Source organism: Brevibacillus laterosporus (assembly GCF_030489605.1).
Lineage (GTDB): Bacteria > Bacillota > Bacilli > Brevibacillales > Brevibacillaceae > Brevibacillus_B > Brevibacillus_B laterosporus_E.
On record NZ_JAUKFY010000003.1, the window covers coordinates 16,316 to 41,271 of the forward strand.

Below are 24,956 nucleotides of genomic sequence, written 5' to 3' on the forward strand. Positions count from 1 at the left end.
TTTAGCTTCTTAAACAAAAAAGAACCACGACCGTTTTGTTCGTGGTTCTTACTTTCTACAGAATAGAAAGGATTCCCTGCTTTTTTTGCTTGGATTATTTTACCTGAGACTGTGCAGTGATTTCCAATGCACGTTGCAATTGGCGATCGTTTTTCGGATCTCTCATTTCTTTAATTAAAGCAGTTTGCATCGCTAGACCCGTTTTTTGATCTACTTTTCCCGTCACTTCAAGCTTGTGAGCCTGTTGGAACTTTTTCACTGCCGCTTCAGTAGAAGCATCATAATAGCCATCCAAACGATCCGGCTTCAATTGCAGGCCTTCAAGAATTAATTGGAGGTTCTTTACTTCTATCCCGTTCATATCTCGTGATAATACCTTATCATGCGGGAGCTGCGTTGCCTTAAAATAATCTGGCTGCGTCACAACCACATCCGGTTGGATTCCTTTTTTATGAATCCATTCCCCTTTAGGTGTTAACCATTTAGCAATTGTCAGCTTTAATTGGCTTTTATCCTTCATTTCCATCGTGTTCTGAACGGTACCCTTGCCGAAGGTTTTTTCGCCAACCAATTTTGCGCCTGCACTCTCGGACAAGGCGCCTGCTAAAATTTCGGAGGCACTGGCAGATCCTCCATCAATTAAAACAGTGATTGGATACGGTTTTCCCTTATCCGCTTTGGAATAAAACGTCTCTACCTGTTCATTGTTGTTTCCATAGGAGATTTCAACAATTTTAGCCTTGTTAGGGATTAAGCCCTCGCTGATGCTTGTCGTCGCTTTTAGATAGCCGCCTGGGTTACCGCGAACATCAATGATTAATCCTTGAATGCCTTTTTTCTCCAGTTCGTCTAATTCTCTGTTAAAATCGTCAGCCGTAGCACTAGCGAAGGAGGTCATTTCTAATTTCCCGATCTTTTTACCGTTGCTCTCCAGGATGGAGCTATGGACGGTCTCAATCGGAATATCATCTCGAACAATCACAACAGTAATCGGTTCGGGATTTCCCGCACGCAAAATTTTCAGAGTAGCCTTCGTTCCTTTAGGACCACGAATTTTACCTACCGCTTTATGCAAATCTAAGCCTTCCAAAGATTCGCCATTAACGCTAAGCACCTGATCGTTTGGACGAAGCCCCGCTTTTTCCGCCGGGGAGGTTTTTATCGGTGATACGATGGTAAGCTTACCATCCTTCATTGTTACTTCTGCCCCAATTCCTTCAAATGAAGAATTAAGGGATGCATTAAATTCTGCTGCTGCCTCAGGATCCATATAGTCTGAATACGGATCATCCAACGCAGAGATCATGCCGTTGATGGCTCCCTCCATGAGCTTGTCATCAGCTACCTCATGCACGTAACGCGATTTGATTATTTTATATACTTCCTGTAGCTTAGCAAAGTCTTTGGGCGAACCTTGTCCACCGCCGAGAGAGAAAAGACCGTTGCTCCCGCCAGCCACTACTGCATTTGTTGCAGAGCTTAACGGAACTGTTTTCACAGCAATCACAGTTAAAAGACTGCTGGTCAACATACCGGCTAGCACAAGGGCAAGCACCTTGCGTCCGTTCCATTTCATACTATACACCATCCTTTTTGTCTGCCATGGAAAAGCTATGCAACTAGTGTATGCAAAGTGGAGCTACAATATTTGCGAGAATCTAGCGGATGTAAGGTGCCGGATCAACAGGTCGATTGTTTTTATACACGGTGAAATGCAGATGGTTACCAGTTGAGCGTCCGGTGGAACCTACCTCGGCAATCTTTTCACCACGTTTTACAGCTTGTCCGACACGAACCTTAATCCCGCCTTCGCGAATATGTCCATATAACGTACTGATTTCTTTATTATGCTGTATAACAACTGCGTTACCATATCCCCGCATCGTTGAAGCAAAAATAACGATACCATCCTCGGCTGCTTTAATCGTCGTTCCTCTTGGTGCTGCCATGTCTAATCCATCGTGCCCTGCGGCTCTGCCCGTGAATGGATCGGCCCGATATCCAAATGAGGAAGTAAGAACGAACGAGTCAAGCGGAACTCCCAATTTTCCACCTTTGTAATTACTTACACTGCTTAAATTGCGCTTTTCCAATAGCTTAGCAGATTCTGCTTGAATCACCGCTCTCATGGCTTCTTGTGCCTCTGCTTCGATTTCTATGAGATTGTTTTCTTTCTTCTTAAGCTCGGCTTTTATAACCACACTGCGATTATATTGTCGATCAAGCTCTTCTTTTAAATCTTCACTTTTTGAGAACATTGTTTTATAGGAAGCAAGTAAATTATCCACGTCTTTCTTCCGTTTTTCAATGGTTTGTTTATCCTTTTTGTTCTCCTCCAAAATCCGATTATCCTGTTCCACGATCAGCTTCATGCCGTGCATGCGCGTTAACAAATCGCCAAAATCAGAGGAGCCCATCAGCACATCCAGATAGGATACCTTGCCTCGCTTATACATTGCCTTGACACGTGTTTTTAATAGCTCATCACGCTTAGCCACTCGATCTATGGCGGAATCTAAATCTTCCTGTGCAATCACAGCCTTTTTAGCTGTCAGGTGAATTTCTTTATCCAGCTTGTCCAGCTTCTGCTGAGTTTCTTCTCGCTTTAGATCGATGGCAAATAGTTCATGATCCAAATTTTTCTGCTCATTTCTCACTGTATTAATTTGATTCTTAATATTGGTTACCTGTTGCTGTTGCTTCTTTTTCTGCGACCGAATTTGTTCTAACTCTCGATTAATCGTTTGGAGAGATTTCTTGCTGGCATACCCCGCAGGAGCTGGCGCTAGTCCCCATGCCAGCATACTGGTCGCTAAAACAGAAAGAATGAGGTTATTCTTTTTCATTTCCACGTGCCCTCCCATAGCCTTATTCTATCAATTGCTCATCAACTACACCTTCAAGAATTTGCGAACGGAAAGCATACTCCCCCAAATACCAATAAAAGCACCGATCCCTACCAATAACAGCCCTACCTGATAGGCAAAAGGATTCATTGGCAATAACGGAAGCATAGAGCTATACATACTAGCGTGTATTTGTTGCAATAAATAGTAGTAACCTACTGTAAGGATGGTAATAGGGATAATCGCTCCCAAGACACCCATAAACAGACCTTCAATAAAGAAAGGCCAACGAATAAACCAGTTGGTTGCTCCTACTAACTTCATAATTTCAATTTCACGACGGCGTGCAACAATTGTTAGTTTAATGGTGTTAGCAATAAGGAACATCGCTGTAAAAGCCAATCCAATAATGAAGAAAATGCCTACATTACGCAAAATATTGGTCGCAGCAAACAAATTGTTTACCGTGTCCGCTCCGTAGTCGACATCTTCAATGTGTTCCATCTCTTTGACCTGCTTAGCGACAAAATCTACATCTTTTGGTTCTTTGGTTTTCACCACCAATGCATCTGGCAGTGGATTTTCCTTTTCCAAGCCATCCAAAAGCTTTCCATTTTCACCCAGCTGTTCCCGCAAATCCTTTAACCCTTGAGCTTTTGGAACATAGGTAACGGTCTCTACAGCTGGCAATGCCTTCACTTGCTTTTGCAAGCTCTCCGCTACCGCCTTATCTGAGGCAACGTCCATAAAAACACGTATTTCAACCTGATTTTCCACCAATTTTGCCATGTGATTAACATTTAGTGCGAGCAGTAAAAATACACCTAAGATCAATAATGTAATGGTTACGGCACTAACTGAAGCAAAAGTCATCCAGCCATTCCGTCCCAGATTTTTTACACCTTCCCGCACATGGCGTCCGTATGTACTAATCTTCATAACCGTATTCCCCTCTCTGTTCATCGCGGGCAATTTCACCAGCTTCAATCGCGATGACACGACGGCGAATCGTATTAACAATCTCACGGTTATGTGTTGCCATCACAACGGTCGTTCCACGCTGATTGATCTCTTCAAACAAGCGCATAATATCCCAAGAAGTTTCGGGATCAAGGTTACCCGTAGGCTCGTCCGCAATAATGATACTTGGATTGTTAACGATAGCCCGCGCCAAAGCGACTCGTTGTTGCTCCCCACCCGACAATTCTCCTGGCAGCATTTTTGCTTTATGCTTTAATTTGACAAGATTAAGCACATCTAAAACACGAGGCTTGATGCTCTTCTTATTCGCCTCAATAACTTCCATTGCAAATGCAACATTTTCAAATACCGTTAAAGTTGGCAATAGTTTAAAATCCTGAAAAACAACTCCGATACTTCGGCGAACATTTGGTATTTGTCTTTCCTTAATGCGACTGACATTAAATCCGTTTAAAAAGATTTGTCCCTTGGTGGGTCTTTCTTCCCGATACATTAATTTAATAAAGGTGGATTTACCAGCGCCACTTGGACCTACAACATAAACAAATTCACCCTTATCGATTTTTACATTAATCCCCTTTAGCGCATTGGTGCCATTGGGATATGTTTTCCAGACATCATACATCTCGATCAAAAAAATCACACCCTACTATCGCTTATGTTCTTGAGGCATCAGAAAAAGACAAAAAATACTAGCATCTGATCACTTTTTCTATTATACCACTGAGTTTCTGTGTTGTTATCCCCTAATTATCGCATTTCTTGTCGGGAAAATGGAAAAAAACAACAAAAAATTGTGATCTTGTACCCACTTTTTCCTATTGACAACTATTTTCTTACTTTTTTTACATAAGTTCTTTATTTAAAGAAATCCAGTATCTAGCCCATGATTGCATGAACTAATTTACATACAATTCCCCACGCATAGATATTTATAACTGGAGAGTCACAGCAAAAAGGACCAGCTTACGATTAGCTGATCCTTAAAACGCTTGCAAGTTTGCCCTCTATTTTATCTATACCACAGGCGACTTAATGTCTACCAGCGCCTCCACCATCACCTTTTGACTATGTGTTGCCACCCAAGCTTTGTTTTCTTTACCTTTCTCTTGATAAAATTGAATCTGCTGTTCAACCTGTTGTTTCGCCGTTCCCCCTAACACATTCCGTGCATTCACTACCGTATCAATATCTAGCGCTTGGTAGACATCTCGGTCGATGAGTGGGGAAAACTCACGGAACTCGTCTAAGGAAAGGTCAAGTAAATATTTGTGACGTTCTATGCAATAGAGAACCGCCTTTCCTACGATTTCATGCGCCTTCCTAAACGGAATTTGTTTTGTGACCAGATAATCTGCCAGGTCTGTTGCATTGGAGAAATCCTGGGTGACCGCTTTTCGCATCTGCTCCGTTTTTACCTGCATAGTAGAAATCATCGGCGTTAACAAAGCCAATGCCCCATGCAGCGTCTCCACAGTATCGAACATGCCCTCTTTATCCTCTTGCATGTCTTTGTTATAGGCCAGCGGTAAGCCTTTTAGCACCGTCAGCATTCCGATTAGATTCCCGTATACACGCCCTGTCTTACCACGCACAAGCTCTGCAACATCCGGATTCTTCTTCTGTGGCATGATGCTGGAACCAGTGCAAAATGCATCGTCTAATTCAATGAAGGAAAATTCCTGACTGCTCCAGATCACTAGTTCTTCGCACAAACGGGAGAGATGAGTCATTAATAAGGAAGCATTAGATAAAAACTCAACAATAAAATCTCGATCGCTGACCGCATCCATGCTATTTTGATAAATTCCGTCAAATTGAAGCATAGAGGCAACGAACTGCCGATCTATCGGAAACGTAGTCCCAGCAAGTGCCCCTGCTCCCAAAGGCAAGATATTTACCCTTTTAAACGAATCCTGCATCCGTTCCAAATCGCGTTGGAGCATAGATACATACGCTATCAAATGATAGCCAAAAAGCACTGGCTGAGCCCTTTGCAAATGCGTATACCCGGGCATAACCGTTTCCAAATGATTCTGGGCTTGCTCTAATAAAGCCTGCTGCAGATACATGGTTAATTCGATAATTTCCATCAGTTTTTCACGCAGATATAAATGCATATCTAGCGCCACCTGATCATTTCTGCTTCTGCCCGTGTGAAGTTTACCGCCTAAAGGTCCTATTTCTTCAATTAGTAGCTTCTCAATGTTCATATGAATATCTTCATGAGCGATTTCAAATTGAACCTGCTTCCGTTCAATTTTTTCTTTGACTTTTTTCAAACCAGCAATGATTTGACGCACCTCATCCATCGAAAGAATTCCACATTTTCCGAGCATTGCGACATGCGCCGAGCTGCCCACAATATCCTGACGCCACAATCTTTGGTCAAACGAAATAGAAGCTGTATATTCATCTACGAGTTGATTGGTTGGTTTAGTAAAACGTCCTCCCCAAAGTTTCATGGTTTGATCGCTTCCTTTTCTGTTTTACTTGTAGAAGGAGAAGCCGCTGAACCAGAGTTGCTTTCAAGCTCGGCTTGGTTTTCTTGTACAGAATTGTTATTCACCTGTGAATACACCTTGGTAGGCAAGCCCCACAATTTAATAAAGCCAAGTGCCGCCTTATGATCAAATTGATCTCCGGCATTATAGGTAGCCAACTCATGACTGTACAAAGACGCATCTGATTTACGTCCGACTACAATGGCCTGACCCTTATGAAGCTTAACACGAACAGTACCTGTTACATTTGCCTGAGTCTCTTCTATAAATGCTTGCAGAGCAGAACGAATTGGGGAATACCAGAGACCCTCATAAATCACCTGAGCTATTTTTTGTTCCACGATTGGTTTAAATTGAGCGACTTCACGAGGCTGTGTCAAAAACTCTAGCTCCCGATGCGCTAAAATGAGTGTAGTAGCCGCCGGCGTTTCATATACCTCACGAGATTTAATACCTACTAACCGATTTTCCACATGGTCAATCCGTCCAACTCCGTGTTTGCCTGCTGTTTTATTTAGAGCTAGAATGAGCTCAGCAAGCGTCATTGCTTCCCCATTTAAAGCAGTCGGAACACCTTTGGTAAAGCTAATCTCGATCTCTTCCGCTTGATCGGGGGCATTTTCAATCGAGGCCGTTAACTCATATGCTCCCTCAGGCGGCGCAGCCCACGGATCTTCGAGAACACCGCACTCGCAGCTTCTTCCCCAAAGATTCTGGTCAATTGAATATGGATTATCAAGGTTAATCGGGATTGGAATATTATTTTTCTTCGCATACTCAATCTCTTCATCACGTGTCCAGCCCCACTCACGAACTGGCGCAACAATTTGAATATTTGGATTTAGAGCGGTGAATGAAAGATCAAAGCGGACCTGATCGTTTCCTTTACCCGTGCATCCATGAGCAACAGCTACTGCCCCTTCCTGATTCGCAACCTCAATCAAAATTTTAGAAATCAAGTAGCGAGATAAAGCGGATACCAATGGATATTTTCCCTCATACATGGCATTGGCCTGTAGAGCTGGCAAAACATATTCATTCGCGTAAGCTTCCTTCGCATCTATAACGATGGATTTATATGCACCAACTTGCATCGCTTTTTTTTGGATGAAATCCAAATCCTTTCCTTCCCCCACATCGAGGGCGACCGCGATTACGTCGTAGTTATAGGTATCTTGCAACCATTTAATTGCTACAGAAGTATCTAAACCACCAGAATACGCTAATACAATTTTATCTTTTTTCATCGTTGTCTCTCCATTTCGTAGTATTTTTTCTGGGTAATTATTCATATTGTACTATAAAATGACATTGATTCCATAATAATTAAGAAGGGATTTACATTACAGATGCCAACAATGCTTTTTGTGCATGGAGACGATTCTCCGCTTCTTCAAACACCACAGAATGAGGTCCGTCGATAATCTCTGCTGTCACCTCTTCACCACGGTGCACAGGGAGACAATGCATAAAGATATAATCTGAATCGGCTCTGGATACCAGTTTTTCATTTACCTGATAGGCGGTGAAATCTTTTAAACGTTGCTCATTCTCTTCTTCAAAGCCCATGCTGGTCCATACATCGGTATAAATAACGTCTGCTTGATCAACAGCTTCATTTGCATCATGGGTCATCAGAAATTTTCCACCATATTGAGTAGCGTATTCCACTGCCTTTGCAGCAATAGCTTTTTGCATCTCATATCCTGGAGGCGTAGCAATCCGTACGTCTAATCCGAGAATCAAGGCCCCTAGGGCAAGCGAATTTGCCACATTATTGCCGTCTCCGATGAAGGCTAGCTTAATTCCCTGCAATCTGCCCTTGTGTTCTTGTATCGTTAAAAGATCAGCCAAAGCCTGGCAAGGATGATACAAATCAGTTAGCCCGTTAATAACCGGTACACTAGCGTGCTTTGCTAGCTCTACAACATTTTCGTGAGCATGAGTTCGTATCATAATCCCGTCTACATAACTTGACAGAATTTTAGCTGTATCTGAAATGGTTTCACCGCGTCCGAGCTGTAGGTCTTTATCCGTCAGAAACAAACTGCTTCCCCCTAATTGATACATCCCTACTTCAAAAGAAACACGAGTACGCGTGGAGGATTTGGTAAAGATCATCGCTAATGTTTTTCCGGCTAATGGCTGGTAGACCGCGCCGCTTTTTTGCATCGACTTTATTTGACTAGCATACTGCAGCAGTTGGAGCATCTCCTCCCTGCTCCACTCATCAATTTGCAATGTATTTTTTCCTCTATATAGAGAGGGTTGAATGTCTGCATAGAGATCCAAGTTCTTCACAGGCTTCATTACTTTCGCTCTCCTTTTCTTGACAGATTTGTAAATAGGCCGCAAATGTCTCGACAACAGTGAACAACGTAATGCCATGCTGAACAGATAAGCTACGCAGTTGAAACCCTGTACGTTCTGCCTGATTTCCTTTTGTAGCGGTAATTAATGACGCTTGAATGAATCCAGCTTTAACCAACGATGTATAGTCAGGTAATCCTTTACATATTTGCGTAATTTCAATGCCGTGATTATTCAAAAACTGCGCCGTGCCTTCTGTTGCATAGATACGTATCCCCCATTCTTTTCTTTCCAGAAGGTAGGGTAATACGCTTTTTTTGTCAGCATCGTTTAGTGAAAGAAATAAACCGTCTCCGCTAGCTAGCCGTTTATTCGCTCCCTGCTTGTAGGCAAAAGCTTTACTGAATGCTTCTGTTACAGTTCGACCAAGTCCTAGAATCTCACCCGTAGATTTCATTTCAGGTCCTAATAAAGGGTCTACACCCACTAGCTTAGTGGAAGAAAACACAGGAGCTTTTACTACAAAAAAATGAATGTCTTCTGAAAGCCCTAATTCATAACCCATATCCGCTAAACGCTCCCCTAGAGAGACTCGCACTGCCAATTCCACCATCGGGATATTGGTCACCTTACTCGTAATTGGCACTGTACGAGAAGCACGCGGATTTACCTCTAACACATAAACATTTGAATCCTGTAGGACGAACTGGAGATTCATAATCCCGATTGCTTGCATTTCCTTAGCGATTTTCTTGGTATAGTGAACGATTAGCCGCTTCTGCTGTTCCGTGAGATGCTGGGCAGGAAACAAGGCAATACTATCTCCTGAATGTATTCCCGCTTTCTCCACATGTTCAAAAATTCCGGGAATTAAAACATCACAGCTATCCGTTATCGCATCTAGCTCGACTTCCATACCCGATATAAATTGATCGATCAGCAATGGAAAACAACTGGTGTCAACCTGTTCATCAATCCAGCCTTGCATAGCTGCACGCAGCTCGGCCTCGTCATGCACAACCGTCATGCCTTGGCCTCCAATAACGTAGGAGGGGCGCAGCAATACCGGGTAGCCAATGCTAGCAGCAACTTGAATCGCCTCTTCTGTAGAATAGACTCCCCTCCCTGGTATGTGGGGAATATTTAGCTTTTGGAGCATCTGATAAAACAGTTCTCGATCCTCGACCCGTTTCATTTGCTCTAAAGCTGTTCCCAAGACGGTCAGACCCGCTTCTTGGATAGCACCAGCCAGGTTAATCGCAGTCTGCCCACCGAATTGAACGAATACCCCAGCCACTTCTTCTTGCCTGGCTACATGCAGCACATCTTCAATATGCAAAGGCTCAAAATAAAGATGATCGGCCGTCTCGTAATCGGTACTCACTGTCTCTGGGTTATTGTTAATCACGATGGCTTTCAGCTTCTGTTTTTGCAAAGCCTTAGCTGCATGCACAGAACAATAGTCAAATTCAATCCCCTGCCCAATACGGATGGGCCCCGAGCCTAGCACCAATATTTTTTTTGCAGATAAAGATACCACCTCATTCTTGCCTTGCCATGTGGAATAATAATAGGCTGTCTTTGCATCAAACTCTCCCGCACATGTATCGACCATGTTATAGACCGGCATGAGACCCCATTTCTGACGCATTTTCCAAATTTCACTTACAGGAAGCTTCATCATCCAGGCAATCGTCTGATCCGTAATGCCAATTTCCTTACAAGCTCTCAATTCTTCCATACGTAACGTGTCTTTGCATGATGCTTTCAACCTTTTCTCCCACTGGATAATGGACTTAATATGATCTAAATAGAAAGGGTCAATTTCTGTTTTCATGTGAAGCTCTTGTATACTAATACCCCGGCGCAACGCTTCTGCTACAGCAAATAAACGAAGGTCCGTCGCAATCTTTAATAGTTTCTCCAACTCCTCCAAAGATAGAGACGCAATATCCTTTCGGTAGAGATAATGACAGCCAATTTCTAAAGAACGGAGAGCTTTTAACAAAGCAGCCTCAAAAGTTCGAGCAATGGCCATTACCTCGCCTGTTGCTTTCATTTGTGTTCCTAGATTGCGGTCAGCTAATGGGAATTTATCAAAGGGCCAACGTGGAATTTTCACAACTACATAATCTAATGCTGGTTCAAAGCTAGCATAGGTATAACCGGTGATAGGGTTGAGCACCTCGTCCAAGTGATAGCCCAATGCTAATTTTGCAGCGATCCTTGCGATCGGATAGCCTGTTGCTTTGGAAGCTAAGGCTGAGGAACGACTAACCCTCGGATTTACTTCAATGAGGTAATAGCGATCTGATTGCGGGTCTAAGGCAAATTGAATATTACAACCACCCACTACACCTAACGCTCGAATCACTTTGGTAGAAACACTGCGCAGCATTTGATATTGACGATCTGTTAAGGTTTGAGAAGGCGCTACAACGATGCTATCTCCCGTATGAACACCGACTGGGTCTATATTTTCCATGTTGCAAACGATAATGCAGGTATCATTTGCATCTCGCATGACTTCGTACTCAATTTCCTTCCAACCCTTTACACTTCTTTCCACTAGCACCTGTTGAATCGGACTTGCCGCCAGTCCTTGTTCAGCGATCTGTTCGAGAGCCTGTTGATCAGAAGCAATTCCTCCCCCTGCTCCTCCCAGAGTATAAGCTGGACGAACAATCACGGGATAACCAATCTGATTCGCAAAATGCAGAGCTTCCTGTATAGTACTCACTGTTATGCTCTCAGGAACAGGTTCATGAATGTTATTCATCATTCGTTTAAATAACTCGCGATCCTCACCGTTCTGAATAGCAGTCAAGGGAGTCCCCAGCAAAGCTACTCCATAGCGCTCTAATACGCCTGCCTCAGCTAATTCTACAGCCAAATTAAGTCCTGTCTGACCGCCTAGTGTCGGCAGCAATCCATCCGGTCGTTCCTTTTGAATAATTTTGGTGATAGAAGTGACGGTCAATGGTTCCAGATACACCTTATCTGCAATCTGCTCATCGGTCATGATAGTAGCTGGATTGTTATTCACCAGCACAACTTCCACGCCTTCCTCCTTAAGTGAAAGACAAGCTTGTGCTCCGGAATAATCAAACTCCGCCGCCTGCCCAATCACAATCGGACCCGAACCGATTACCAGCACTTTATGAATGTGTTGTTGTTTAGGCATAATGCTTCGCTCCTATCGTTTGTACCGACTCCAGGAAGGTCGCAATAATATGCGAGGTATCATCTGGTCCCGGATGTGCTTCTGGATGGAATTGCACGCTCATAATTGGCAGATACATATGTCGCAGCCCTTCCACACTGCCATCATTTACATTTCGGTAGGTGACCATTAGGTTTTGCTTATCTAATCCCTCCTCCTTCACCACATAGCTATGATTCTGCGAAGTTATATATACTTTACCAGTGTTCAGCTCTTTTACAGGATGGTTGCTTCCGCGATGCCCAAAGGGAAGTCGTTCTGTCTGTCCCCCAAACATCAATGACAATACCTGATGCCCTAAGCAAATTCCTAGTGTCGGAAATGCTTCGGCTAATTTACGCCATTGCGGACAATATTTTCGCAATTGTTCAGGGTTACCGGGCCCATTGGAGAAGACGATACCATCTGGCTGTAGAGCCCTAATTTCCTCCATACGCGTCTGATAAGGTACAACCGTTACCTTGCAGCCAAGCTTTAACAAGGCTTGCAAAATAGAGTGCTTCATACCAAAATCAATGACTACAATATGCTCCCCTTCTCCCCGATAGGTGATGGAGCGGGTTCTGGAAACCTGCTCTACAAAAATACGTTCTTCCTGACGAAGCTTATGCAAGGCGATCTCCTCTGCTGTCATGGGCTGATCAGCTAGAACACCGTAAAGCAGACCACCCTGCCGGACCTTTTGTGTAATCGACCGCGTGTCTACTCCAGCTAAAACAGGGAAGCCGAACTGCTTTGCAGCCGTATCTAAAGATACCCGGGAACGAAAATGGCTAGGGTTTTGACAAAGCTGACTAACAACCATTCCAGAAATAGCAGGCTGAGTTGATTCATAGTCGATTTCATTAACACCATAATTCCCAATCAACGGATAGGTGAAGGTGACGATCTGACCATAAAAGGAAGGATCGCTCATCACTTCCTGATATCCAGTCATTCCTGTATGAAAAACCACCTCTCCGCATGAGGTAAGTGGTGCTCCATATAGCTTGCCTGTAAATACTTCTCCGCTCTCTAACGTAAGAAACCCTGTATTGTTGCTCTGTAAATACTTATCCAACGCAACCAGCTCCTATCGGCAAAAAATTCCCAACACTCCACTTTATGAATATATATTCGTTATTTTTGTATAATAATACATTCACTCTAAAAAAAATGCAACGATTTTTCTGAATAAAATCAAAAATCGTTGCATGATTATTTCTGATATCTGGCTATATTACTTCTCTCCTGACTGCAAAATCTCTTTTAGCACTAGCACTAATTGGTCGATCTCTGACTTTTGTATGATGAGCGCCGGCAATAATCGAATAACATTCGGACCTGCCTGTAGCAATAATACGCCTTTTTGCTGAGCCGCTTTTAGATACCCGCTTACCTCGCCAGTCATTTCTAAGCCAACCATCAAGCCGAGCCCGCGTACCCCTTTTATTTGATCGGGATATTGCTTGGTTATGTCTTTTAACGCATCAAGCAGGTATTCGCTCATAGCTTTTACATGCGATAGTATATCCTGTTGCTCCATCTCCAAAAGTGTTGCCATGCCTGCAGTTGCAGCTAATTGATTCCCTCCAAAGGTGGTCCCGTGTGAGCCTGGAGAAAAGACCGCGGCTACCGCCTCAGTCGCAAGCATTGCTCCTATCGGAAAACCACTGCCTAACCCTTTAGCCAGCGTAATCACATCAGGTACGATTCCGTAGTGCTGATAGCTAAACCATTCACCCGTTCGGCCAATACCTGTCTGCACCTCATCTATCATCAATAAAATATCATTTGATTTGCACCACTCGTATAACTTGGTCACGAACTCCGTTGATGCCGGATGAACGCCGCCTTCTCCTTGTACAAGCTCTAGCAATACGGCGCACGTTTGGCTTGTCGTCACTTTCTTTACTGCTTCTACATCTCCGTATGGCACAGTGATAAATCCGGCAGGCAAAGGATTAAAGCCCTCTTTTACCTTTTGCTGACCTGTGGCTGTTAACGTGGCTAGGGTTCTGCCATGGAAGGACTGCTCAAACGTAATAATTTCGAAACGATCCTCATTCTTGGTTTTTTGAGCATAACGTCGCGCTATTTTGATCGCCGCTTCGTTCGCTTCTGCCCCGCTGTTGCAAAAGAACACTTGATCCAAACCAGACAATTCAGTCAGTTTTTTTCCTAATCCCTCCTGCAGCGGATGTTGCGTTAAATTGGAGCTATGCCATAAGGTATCCAGCTGCTGATGCAGTTTAGCTGATACGGCAGGAGGACAATGCCCCAGCGATGTCACACCGATACCAGATGTGCAGTCTAAATACGCTTTCCCTGTATGATCCCAGACCGTGGTGCCGCTCCCTTTGACAATCGTAACATCCCAACGTGCATAAGTATTCATCACATGCATTTTTTCTGTATAAACAGTCATGAGCGATCTCTCTCTCCTTTTTCCCTAATCAATTTCTGTTGCAACGAAAGCCTGTGAGTCCTGTCCATGCGGCATCCCGGTCGAAATAGAAGTACCTACAGCCCTTCCTTTTACCAAACCGTCAAGCGTTTCTGCCGCTCCCTTACAAATAACAACCTCCTGAACTCCCTGGGCCAGTGCATCTAAAGCTGCTTGAACCTTCGGAATCATTCCACCCGTAATCATTTGGTTCTGAATCATCATTTGGATTTCCTCAATCGTAACGCGTGGCAGCAATTGTTTTTCCCCTAACTCATTCTCCTCCCAAATTCCCGGCACATCTGTAAGCATCAGCATTTGTTTCGCGCCCAGAGCAGATGCAATCGCCCCTGCTGCTGTATCTGCGTTGCAGTTAAATCGTGTGTTACCATCCTCCGATACGGCAATAGGTGAGACGACTGGAATATAGCCATTCGCAAGCAACAATTGAAGAGGTGCTGGATTCACTGCTGCAATCTTTCCTACCAGTCCTAATCCATCCATTTTCTCTACCGCTTGCAACAGGGAACCATCTACTCCGCTTAATCCCCATGCTTTTCCCCCTGCATGCAATAGCTTTCGAACGACCAGTTTATTGATTGGACCGCTTAACACCATTTCCACGGCTTGCATGGTAGCCTCATCCGTAACTCGCAATCCGTTAGAAAAGATAGGCTCGATCTCCAATTGATCTAGCATTTGATTGATCGCCGGGCCGCCACCATGAACAATTACAATAGATTTTCCTTCCGCTTGTAGAGTAGCAAGCTTGTTGTAGAAAGATTCAGGCAATTGCTCCAGCATGCTTCCACCGCATTTGATTACCATAACCTCATGTAGCATGTTACAAGTCTCCCATTCATAAGTAGTTGACCCAAAAATACCTTGCTTCTCGTAAAAACGTCACATATCCCTACGGATAAAGAGCATGTATAGGTAACCCCAGCGTCTCTTCAAATCCAAACAACAAATTCATATTTTGGATTGCCTGACCGGCCGCACCTTTAACCATGTTATCAATAACGGATAAGATGATAATACGGCTCGTTCTTTCATCAAAATGAAGAGCGATATCGCAGTAATTTGTCCCAAGCACCTCTTTCGTGCGGGGATAGGACCCAAATGGTCTTACACGGACAAAAGGAGCATCCTGATATGCATGTTCATACAGCTTTTGCAAGCCTTCAACGGTAAAGCCTGCATCCTTGCTTTTATCTATACGAATATAACTAGTGGTCAAAATCCCTCTGGTCATCGGCACCAGATGAGGGGTGAACTGAATAGCTATCTCTTTCTTCGCCATTTGTAAAATTCCCTGCTCGATCTCTGGGGTATGCTGATGCTGCCCTACTTTATAAGCGTGAAAGCTATCATTTAATTCGCTGTAATGAACACCAAGCGATGCTCCACGCCCAGCGCCCGAGACTCCTGATTTAGCGTCAACAATGATACTGTCAGGCTTGATCCACTCTGTTTGGAGCAACGGTAACAGGGAAAGCAGGGTAGCAGTTGGGTAGCAGCCTGGATTAGCAACCACCGAAGCTTCTCTTACTTTAGGTTTGTTCCATTCAGGCAAGCCATAGACAGCCTGCTGCAATACTTCCTTCGTTGCTGGTGACTTCTTATACCATTCCTGATAAGCCTCAGGAGATCGGAGCCTAAGATCACCAGATAAGTCGATAATCTTCACTCCCCCCTTTATTAAAGCAGGCGTTATTTCAGCACTCACCCCAGCCGGTGTCGCTAAGAACACGACATCATTCTCCTGCGCAATTTTCTCGGGCTGAATGCCCTGCAGCATGGGTAAATCTGCACTCTGCAAATGGGGGAAGAATTCAGCCAATGATTTGCCTTCTGCTGAGCTAGAATAAAGGCTGTGTATGTATATCTCAGGATGCTGCAATAAGATACGAATGAGTTCAATACCGCTATATCCGGTGGCTCCAATAATCCCAATACGTTTCATCGCTCTCACTCCTAGATTTTATGCATAAATATACATTTATAATAATAAAAATTCTAATTGATTACAAATATTATTTTGGTTAAAAAGGATGAGATCCCAAGGACCTCACCCTATTCGTTCGTTCTATTTCTTTTCTGCCAGCCAAGCCGCAATTGTTTCTGCATCTTCGCCTTTAGACATGTTGGCTGGCATGGTGCCTTTTCCATTTTTAATGATCTCTAAAATTTCATCTTTATTGTATTTACTACCTATTGTTTCTAGGGAAGGACCGGTCGCTCCCTTCAAGTCCACACCATGACAGCCAACACAACTGCTTTGTTTGAATTTTTCTTCTCCCGCTGATGCAGTCGCTGTATCTCCACTTGCCTCTGCCGCCGGCTTCTCTTCCGGTGCAGGTTGTGATTGTTGTCCACCACAGGCTGTTAATCCCACAGTAAGCGCTCCTACCATCAATACAGTTGCTAAACGTTTCATTTTTTGAAAGCCTCCCTTTCTTTGCAACTAAAAATAGGTACAAACGAGCAGTAGACTATATAGCCATTACCGTTTGTACCTGTGCTACTTCACTTCACTTGCTTCTCTGTTTTTACCATTAGCTAAGCTACACCTGAACTGGTGTAATTTGCTAAATGTAGTATATCATAGTAGTATGCGTTTTCTCAGCTTCTGTATCAGTGTTCATAAGATTGTAAAACATTTTAGAAAAGAGCAATATATCAAAACTATCAAACTTAAAAAGCTGCACAAAAAACGAAAAAGCACTTTTGCATAATTGCAAAAGCGCTCACTGTTCTTATATGGTGCCGAAGACCGGACTTGAACCGGTACGGGATTACTCCCGACAGATTTTAAGTCTGTTGCGTCTGCCTATTCCGCCACTCCGGCAGATAAATGGTGCGGGTGGAGGGACTTGAACCCCCACGGTCGCCCGCCAGAACCTAAATCTGGTGCGTCTGCCAATTCCGCCACACCCGCATCGTGTTGACTTCTATAGTCTAACATAGCAATCTAGGAAATGCAATACTTTTTCTATTTTTTATTTCTAAATTCTTTTCTAGTAAAAAAGAGGCTGAGAGAACCAGCATTCTTCAGCCTCTTCTTCTGCCAACATGCACGGGAAGCCTATTGTAATTGGGAGCGTAAATAAGCATCAATAAATGGATCAAGTTCTCCATCCATCACTGCCTGCACATTTCCGACCTCCATATTGGTCCGGTGATCCTTCACCATGCTGTACGGGTGGAATACATACGAACGAATTTGACTGCCCCAAGCAATGTCCTTTTGTTCTCCCTGAATCGAAGCTAGTGTTTTCTCTTGCTCCTGCTTTTGTAGTTCGAACAGCTTGCCTAATAGCATCTTCATAGCCCGATCGCGGTTTTTAATCTGAGAACGCTCGGTTTGGCACGTCACAACTATACCAGTTGGCAAATGAGTAATGCGAACGGCAGAATCTGTCGTGTTGATATGCTGTCCCCCTGCACCACTGGAACGGTACGTATCAATCTTTAAATCCTCAGTTCGAATATCTACTTCTTTATCGTTTTCAATCTCTGGCAGGACGTTGCACGATACGAAGGAGGTATGACGGCGTCCTGAAGCATCAAACGGCGAGATACGCACTAATCTGTGAACCCCTTTTTCCGCCTTTAAGTATCCGTACGCATTGTGTCCTTTAATTAACAGCGTAACACTTTTAATCCCTGCTTCATCACCTGGCAGATAATCCAGCGTCTCTACTTTGAAGCCCTTGCTTTCAGCCCAGCGTGTATACATTCGCAGTAGCATAGAACCCCAATCCTGCGACTCCGTTCCACCAGCTCCTGGATGCAATTCCAAAATCGCATTATTTTTATCGTATTGATCGCTCAATAACAATTCCAGCTCAAAGTCCTCAAAGTTCTTTTTCAACTCCTGCGTACTCTGATACAGATCGGAAATAAGAGAACTATCGCCTTCTTCAATCACTAGCTCCAGCATCATCTGCAAATCGTCATAAGAGGCATCCAGACGTCCCATCGTATCTGTCAGGCTTTTGATCCCATTAAGCTCTCCAATGGTTCTTTGCGCAGCATCATTATCATCCCAAAAATCTGGAGCTAACATCCGCTCTTCCAATTCACCAATGCGCTCTAGCTTTTCTGGGAGGTCAAAGAGACCCCCTAATATCCGCCAGTCGTTTGGACAGACTAGCCATTTCTTGCTTTACATCAGCCACGTCGATCAATGCCATTTTATCTACTCCTTTAAAACTCATTTTCTTACTGTTTATTGTAGCTGAAAATAAGACAGGTGCAAACTTTCTAGGTTTTGTTGAAGATGAATTTTTATCTATTTCCTAAAAATATCACCACGTTTTTCCAAAACGTGTAGAATAGTGAGTAGTGTTTTACTTATAGATGTAGCGGAGGGAAAAGAGAATGAATCGGACAATCCTGGTTGCCGATGATGAGCAGGAGATAGTCGAGCTACTGCGGCTATATTTAGAAAAAGAAAACTTGCGAGTCATTGAAGCCTCAGACGGAGAAGAAGCCCTTCTCTGTATCCAGAATCAATCAATAGATCTAGTTTTAATTGATATTATGATGCCTAAGCTAAATGGTTTGCACCTGCTTACGCAAATACGTCAGGACTACACGCTCCCCGTCATTTTCCTGTCAGCTCGCAGTCAAGATCACGACATTATTTTAGGATTAGGCATGGGGGCAGACGATTATATTACCAAGCCGTTTAATCCCTTAGAGGTCGTAGCACGAATCAAGGCACAACTCCGACGTTCCTATCATCTGAATCCATGGAACGATGAGACAACACAGGCCCTATCCGTTCTTACTGTAGGCGATTTAACTTTACATAAGCAGCAATGCATCCTATGCAGGAATCAGGTGGAAATTCCTTTAACATCAACGGAATATAAAATGCTTGAGATGTTTATGGAGCAGCCTAATCGTGTTTTTACCAAACGCCAGATTTTTGAAAAGGTATGGGGGGATCCCTTTTACAGTGACGATAACACCATCATGGTTCATATTAGTAAATTGCGGGATAAAATAGAGCCGGACCCTAAAAAACCGCTTTATGTAAAAACAGTTCGAGGTCTAGGCTATAAGCTGGTTCATTTTTCGTCCAATCAAAGAGGGTCAACTCACGATGAAACATAAAAAAATACACTCTACATTATTATGGAATTATAGCATCTTTATATTTATTATTAGCTCCATTTTAACGATAGCGCTCGGTTATCTCGTCTATCAAATCAACTCAAGCGTTGAACAAGGTTTATCTCCCGTTTACCGGGCGAAGGACATCGTATCGGATGACTACGAAAATATTAGGGCAAATGCCATTTTGGATAACGGGGGCTGGGTAGAAATCCTTAATTCTAACCACCAAGTCATCCATGTTATCGGGGTGAAAATGGACTCCATTTACCATTATACGGAGGAACAGCTCTATCAGTTTTTAGACAATACGGAGGAGCAGCTCTATTACTACTCCATTGCGCCATTTACTACCAAAAGTAATAAGAAATATATTTGCTTGGTCAAAATTCCCCGAGACAGCATTAACATTGACATTCAATACTTTAAAAATTTTGATCATACGGTATCTCAGGTCAGCAAGATTATCCTTAAATCATGTTTGCTCTTATTTGTCCCAATCATTATTATCATCTTCTTATATAGTCGGTGGACAGCCCGCAAAATTAGTGTTCCACTTCATACGATCACCGTTGCTATTAAAAAAATGATCGATGGAGACTATCAAGCTCGGATTCATCTAAAAGCGGAAAGTGAATTTGGAAAAATTCGCGATGCATTTAACTTTTTGGCAGATAAACTAGAAGCTACTCGCGCTGAGAAGGAAAAATTGGAAGAAAGCAAGCAACGTATGCTCATGGATATATCTCATGATCTTAAAACACCGATCACAAGCATTCAGGGATACGCCTCTGCCTTACAGGATGATATGGTGGTGGATGAAGAAAAGAAAAGGCGTTATTTGCAGCTTATTTATAATAAATCGCAGAGTGTAAATGCTTTGATTAATTCGTTATTTGACTTTTTAACACTAGATGATGGTCAATATCCTCTCTCCATTCGTACTTATGATCTATGTGAATTCATCAGAGAGATTACAGTCGATTTTTTAGATGACATGGAAGAAAAACAATTTAAATTACATATTCAGGTGCCCGAACACGAAATTTTGTGCGATTTTGATTACCGGCATATGAGCAGAGTAATAAGCAATCTTATTTCCAATGCGATTAAATATAATCCGACAGGAACGAACGTACGAATTGCTGTTCAGGAGCAGAGTGATTCCATCATCATTGAGATTGCAGACAATGGTACCGGCATTCCTGCCCATGTACAGCGTCATATATTTGATCCCTTCGTCAGAGGAGATCATTCTCGACAAACCGATGGCGGAACAGGCTTAGGTCTGTCAATCGCTCATAAGATTGTTAAATTGCACGGAGGTCTGCTTGAATTGGATGAAAATCCTTTAGAAAAAACCGTTTTTCGTATTACTCTTATCAAACAAAAAAGGAGCCCAGAGTAACATGGTGGGCTCCTATAAAATGGCTGACAATAGCCGCGAGACAGATTCTTTTATTCGAATAGATAATGGGCGTTGTCTATATTTTTCCAGTGTTAATTCAGATGAAAGCTCTATATCAGCTAAGAAATGTTTAGCCAATTGTTTAGCCGTATGGGAATGGTAGAGAAATGCATTCACTTCAAAATTTAAGCGAAAGCTCCTCACATCGATATTAGCAGTTCCTACTGTGGAAAGCTTATCGTCTACAACAATCGTTTTAGCGTGCATAAAGCCATTCTCATAGGTGTATATCTTTGCCCCAGCTCGTAACAGCTCACCTGCATTTGAATAAGTAGCCCAATAAACAAAGGGATGATCCGGTTTATTCGGAATCATAATTTTGACATCGACACCAGATAACGCTGCAATCCGCAACGCATCCAAAATACTGTCATCAGGGATTAGATACGGGGTCTGGATATAGACATATTCTTTTGCTGTTACGATTAATTTCATGTACCCATTTTTAATTTGCTCCCATTGTGAATCGGGGCCACTTGAAACAATTTGTAGGGGAACGTTTCCACGGGGAGCAGACACAGCTTGATAATAATTTCGAAAGGCCATGTCTCGCCCAGATGCTTGCTTCCAATCCAGCATAAAGCGTGATTGCAAATCATTAACCGCTGAGCCTTGTATTCGTAGATGGGTATCTCTCCAATAACCGAAGGCAGGATTTTTGCCCAGATACTCATCTCCAATGTTAAAGCCCCCAATATAGCCAATTTCTCCGTCAATAACAACTATCTTTCGGTGATTACGGTTATTGGCTCGCAGATTGAGTAATGGAATTTTGGAAGGAAAGAAAGGCTCAATCTGTCCGCCTGCTTGCCTGATTCGCCGGATAAATTCCTTAGACAGCCAGCGTGATCCGCTCTCATCGTACAGGACTCGAACCTCTATTCCCTCCCGTGATTTTTCACATAATAGATCAGCAAGTCGCTTGCCAAGCTCGTCGCTTTTGATGATGTAATACAGCAAATGGACATGTTTGCTCGCACGGCGAATGTCCTTAAACAAGCGTTCAAATTTATCCAAGCCATCCGTAATAATCTCTACCTGATTATCTTGGGTCAGTAGAGCTTCATCATTATTCAGATGTAAATACACTAGGTCCTGATACTCATTGCCAACAGGGTCATGGAAAGGGAGCTTCTTGGCTTTGAGCTGCTCCATCTGTTTAACTACCTCTCGCTTCATGTAAGCATAGACATGCTTATCCCACTTAAAAATTTTCTTTCGACTTAGATTTTGTCCCAGCATAAGATATAAAACAAATCCAAGAACCGGAATAAACCATAAGATCATTAACCATGCCCATGTAGAAACAGGGGTACGTCTCTCTAAAAAAACAACCACGATGGCAAACAAAAAGTTTAATAAGAATAAAATTTTTAAGAACCATGAGGTTATCTCCGCTGTTACCATTGTCTCCCCCATTTCAGTCTTATTGCTCTTATTATATGCGAAAAAAGCTGCCATTCAACGGAACAGCAGCTTTCTTCTCAGGCCTGTTTTATTTTTTCTTTTTATCTGCACGGCGTTGTGCCCTGTTTTTCGGCTCTGGCTCAGATGCTCCAGCCTCATCAGATGGTCCGGACGTTTTTAACTTCTCAGCATCAATTACTTCCTGACGCTCGAGATTTTGTCCAACTTCCGATTTCATGATATACAAGGATACTTCCTCTTCAATGCTTGCAATCATGCCTTGGAACATCTCATATCCCTCAAATTGGTACTCACGCAATGGATCAGTTTGAGCATAGGCGCGTAGGTGGATACCTTGACGCAATTGTTCCATTGCATCAATGTGATCCATCCACTTGCTGTCAACAGCACGCAGAACAACCACTTTTTCGAATTCGGCCATCATATCGCCAATTTCTTCCTGACGTTGTTTCAATTGCTTATCAGCAATCTCTTTCAACATCTCCTCAATCTCTTCCGCTTCTTTTCCTTTCAGATTAGAAACCGTAATCGCATCCTCGAACAAGAATGTGCTTAAGCATGTTTCCAGCAGCCCTTCTAGATCCCATTCCTCTGGAATCTGTTCTTTCGGGCAATAAGCCTGAACTATACGCTCAATCACGCTATTTATCATGCCCTCAACGATATCATGCAGGTTATCACGTTCAAGAATCTCTTTACGCTGCTTATAAATGACTTCACGTTGCTTATTCATTACGTCGTCATATTGCAAGACAACTTTACGTGCATCAAAGTTGCTACCCTCTACTCGTTTTTGAGCAGATTCAACAGCACGAGACACAAGACGGCTTTCAATCGGCATATCTTCTTCCATTCCAAGCCTGTCCATCATATTCATGATGTTGTCAGCCCCGAAACGGCGCATGAGCTCATCCTGTAGGGACAAGAAGAATTGAGAGGAACCCGGGTCCCCTTGACGACCTGCACGACCACGTAGCTGGTTATCAATACGACGGCTCTCATGGCGCTCTGTACCGATGATATGCAGACCACCTATTTCAGGTACTCCTTCACCCAACTGAATGTCTGTACCGCGACCAGCCATGTTTGTAGCGATGGTTACTGCACCGTACTGACCCGCGCGAGCAACAATCTCTGCTTCGCGTTCATGCTGCTTCGCATTGAGTACATTATGCGGCACACCTTTTTGACGCAATAGGTGAGATAGTTTCTCCGAATTTTCGATGGAAATGGTACCAACCAAAACAGGTTGTCCTTTTTTATGGCGCTCCACGATCTCTTTTACTACCGCACGATATTTAGCATCCTCGGATTTATATATTGCATCCGCCATATCTATACGTTGAATTGGGCGGTTTGTAGGAATCACAACTACGTCCAATCCATAGATTTTTTTGAATTCCTCTTCCTCAGTCTTAGCCGTACCGGTCATACCGCTCAACTTTTGATACATACGGAAGTAGTTTTGCAGCGTAATTGTTGCCAAGGTCATGCTTTCGCTCTGTACTTTTAGCCCTTCCTTCGCTTCAATCGCCTGATGCAAACCATCACTGTAACGACGACCCACCATCAAACGCCCTGTGAACTCGTCTACGATCACAACCTCGCCATCCTGCACAACATAATCAACGTCACGTTTAAACAGAACCTGAGCCTTCAAAGCCGATGTAATATGGTGGTTAAGCGTAACATGGTTGGTATCGTACAAATTGTCCACGTTAAACGCTTTTTCAACCTTGCTCACGCCTTCATCGGTTAAAGTAGCGATTTTTAGTTTTTCATCAATACTAAAATCGGTTTCAGGCTCCAGTCTTTTTACAAAATGGGAGCAAATATAATAAAGTTCAGTAGATTTATTAGCTGATCCGGAAATGATCAGTGGAGTACGTGCTTCGTCGACCAGGATACTATCCACTTCGTCAATGATTGCATAGTGCAAAGGACGTTGTGTCATTTGCTCTTTGTAAAGCACCATGTTGTCACGCAGATAGTCAAACCCAAACTCATTGTTTGTACCATACGTAATGTCACAGTTGTAAGCCTCACGTTTTTGTTCAGCACTCATACCGTTTATGTTCAACCCTACTGTCAAGCCAAGAAATTGGTACAGCTCACCCATAATCTTGGAGTCACGCTCAGCTAAGTATTCGTTAACTGTTACAATGTGAACCCCTTTACCAACCAAGGCATTTAAGTACGTAGCTAAGGTCGCTACAAGGGTTTTACCTTCACCAGTCTTCATTTCAGCAATGCGTCCTTCTTGCAGGACCATACCGCCAATTAGCTGTACGTCAAAGTGACGCATCCCCAATACACGTTTGGACGCTTCACGCACTACAGCAAAAGCTTCGTTTAATATATCATTCAGCGTTTCTCCCTTTTCCAAACGGGCACGGAATTCCGCCGTTTTTTCCTTTAATTGGTCATCAGTAAGCAATGCTACTTGGGGTTCTAACGCATTAATTTTTTCTACACGCTTAACTAATTTCTTTAATTCACGTTCATTTGTATCGCCAAAAAGCTTCTTAACAAGCCCTAACATAGGGACACCCCTTCCACCGTTCCCCTAAGGGTACTTTCTAACAATCTATTTTACCAAATCTCTAACAGTAAACACAAGTAAAGGAGTTGCCAATCGACAACC

The 24,956-nt window shown here is 43.2% G+C and carries 18 protein-coding genes and 2 tRNA genes; 2 read left to right on the forward strand and 18 right to left on the reverse strand.

Features of this window, described 5'->3' with window-relative positions; translation table 11 throughout:
• Positions 1-94: 94 nt before the first annotated feature.
• From QZ995_RS03765 to prfB, 16 genes are all read right to left on the reverse strand, one after another.
• Positions 95-1,576 (reverse strand): S41 family peptidase, encoded by a 1,482-nt coding sequence (locus tag QZ995_RS03765; protein WP_301803246.1) that lies wholly within the window; start codon positions 1,574-1,576, stop codon positions 95-97.
• Between the two features lie 82 nt (positions 1,577-1,658).
• Positions 1,659-2,846, reverse strand: a complete 1,188-nt coding sequence (locus QZ995_RS03770) for a murein hydrolase activator EnvC family protein (protein ID WP_301803249.1) — start codon at positions 2,844-2,846, stop codon at positions 1,659-1,661.
• Positions 2,847-2,891: 45 nt separating this feature from the next.
• Positions 2,892-3,785: a permease-like cell division protein FtsX gene (gene ftsX, locus QZ995_RS03775; RefSeq protein ID WP_301803253.1), complete on the reverse strand. Its 894-nt coding sequence runs from the start codon at positions 3,783-3,785 to the stop codon at positions 2,892-2,894.
• Positions 3,775-4,461 (reverse strand): cell division ATP-binding protein FtsE, encoded by a 687-nt coding sequence (ftsE, locus tag QZ995_RS03780; protein ID WP_031413001.1) that lies wholly within the window; start codon positions 4,459-4,461, stop codon positions 3,775-3,777. The genes ftsX and ftsE overlap by 11 nt, the downstream gene beginning before the upstream one ends.
• A gap of 382 nt (positions 4,462-4,843) precedes the next feature.
• Positions 4,844-6,292 carry an argininosuccinate lyase gene (argH, locus tag QZ995_RS03785; RefSeq protein WP_301803266.1) on the reverse strand — a complete coding sequence of 483 codons (1,449 nt, stop codon included), beginning with the start codon at positions 6,290-6,292 and terminating at the stop codon, positions 4,844-4,846.
• Positions 6,289-7,578, reverse strand: a complete 1,290-nt coding sequence (locus QZ995_RS03790) for an argininosuccinate synthase (protein ID WP_301803267.1) — start codon at positions 7,576-7,578, stop codon at positions 6,289-6,291. Before QZ995_RS03790 ends, argH begins: the two co-directional genes overlap by 4 nt.
• 91 nt (positions 7,579-7,669) lie before the next feature.
• Positions 7,670-8,641, reverse strand: coding sequence for an ornithine carbamoyltransferase (gene argF / locus QZ995_RS03795; protein ID WP_301803269.1), 972 nt, complete (start codon positions 8,639-8,641; stop codon positions 7,670-7,672).
• Entirely contained in the window at positions 8,586-11,825 is a 3,240-nt protein-coding gene (gene carB / locus QZ995_RS03800) for a carbamoyl-phosphate synthase (glutamine-hydrolyzing) large subunit (RefSeq protein WP_301803272.1), read from the reverse strand. Before carB ends, argF begins: the two co-directional genes overlap by 56 nt.
• Positions 11,818-12,924: a carbamoyl phosphate synthase small subunit gene (locus tag QZ995_RS03805; protein ID WP_301803275.1), complete on the reverse strand. Its 1,107-nt coding sequence runs from the start codon at positions 12,922-12,924 to the stop codon at positions 11,818-11,820. Before QZ995_RS03805 ends, carB begins: the two co-directional genes overlap by 8 nt.
• Positions 12,925-13,083: 159 nt before the next feature.
• Positions 13,084-14,271 (reverse strand): aspartate aminotransferase family protein, encoded by a 1,188-nt coding sequence (locus QZ995_RS03810; protein WP_301803277.1) that lies wholly within the window; start codon positions 14,269-14,271, stop codon positions 13,084-13,086.
• A 24-nt stretch (positions 14,272-14,295) separates the two neighbouring features.
• Positions 14,296-15,132 (reverse strand): acetylglutamate kinase, encoded by an 837-nt coding sequence (gene argB, locus QZ995_RS03815; protein WP_301803279.1) that lies wholly within the window; start codon positions 15,130-15,132, stop codon positions 14,296-14,298.
• Between the two features lie 70 nt (positions 15,133-15,202).
• Positions 15,203-16,255: an N-acetyl-gamma-glutamyl-phosphate reductase gene (gene argC, locus QZ995_RS03820; protein WP_301803280.1), complete on the reverse strand. Its 1,053-nt coding sequence runs from the start codon at positions 16,253-16,255 to the stop codon at positions 15,203-15,205.
• A 123-nt stretch (positions 16,256-16,378) separates the two neighbouring features.
• Positions 16,379-16,729, reverse strand: a complete 351-nt coding sequence (cccB, locus tag QZ995_RS03825) for a cytochrome c551 (RefSeq protein WP_301803283.1) — start codon at positions 16,727-16,729, stop codon at positions 16,379-16,381.
• A gap of 324 nt (positions 16,730-17,053) precedes the next feature.
• Positions 17,054-17,140: transfer RNA gene (locus tag QZ995_RS03830), tRNA-Leu, on the reverse strand.
• Positions 17,141-17,147: 7 nt separating this feature from the next.
• Positions 17,148-17,230, reverse strand: a tRNA-Leu gene (locus QZ995_RS03835).
• A gap of 147 nt (positions 17,231-17,377) precedes the next feature.
• Positions 17,378-18,488 (reverse strand): peptide chain release factor 2 gene (gene prfB, locus QZ995_RS03840; protein WP_301803286.1). Its coding sequence is split into 2 segments (ribosomal slippage): positions 17,378-18,406 and positions 18,408-18,488, totalling 1,110 coding nucleotides; the frame shifts between segments, so codons are not numbered across the junction.
• A 187-nt stretch (positions 18,489-18,675) separates the two neighbouring features.
• On the opposite strand from prfB, the gene QZ995_RS03845 reads away from it, so the two are divergent.
• Both QZ995_RS03845 and QZ995_RS03850 read left to right on the forward strand, forming a co-directional pair.
• Complete coding sequence (locus QZ995_RS03845; RefSeq protein ID WP_301803288.1) at positions 18,676-19,416, forward strand: response regulator transcription factor; 741 nt, start codon at positions 18,676-18,678, stop codon at positions 19,414-19,416.
• On the forward strand, positions 19,406-20,824 hold the full coding sequence (locus QZ995_RS03850) for a HAMP domain-containing sensor histidine kinase (protein WP_301803290.1): 1,419 nt from the start codon (positions 19,406-19,408) through the stop codon (positions 20,822-20,824). Before QZ995_RS03845 ends, QZ995_RS03850 begins: the two co-directional genes overlap by 11 nt.
• 12 nt (positions 20,825-20,836) lie before the next feature.
• Here the strand turns inward: QZ995_RS03850 and cls are convergent, their stop codons facing one another.
• Together cls and secA2 are read right to left on the reverse strand one after the other, a co-directional pair.
• Complete coding sequence (cls, locus tag QZ995_RS03855; RefSeq protein ID WP_301803296.1) at positions 20,837-22,291, reverse strand: cardiolipin synthase; 1,455 nt, start codon at positions 22,289-22,291, stop codon at positions 20,837-20,839.
• An 88-nt stretch (positions 22,292-22,379) separates the two neighbouring features.
• Positions 22,380-24,854 (reverse strand): accessory Sec system translocase SecA2, encoded by a 2,475-nt coding sequence (gene secA2, locus QZ995_RS03860; RefSeq protein WP_301803299.1) that lies wholly within the window; start codon positions 24,852-24,854, stop codon positions 22,380-22,382.
• Between the last annotated feature and the right edge of the window lie 102 nt (positions 24,855-24,956).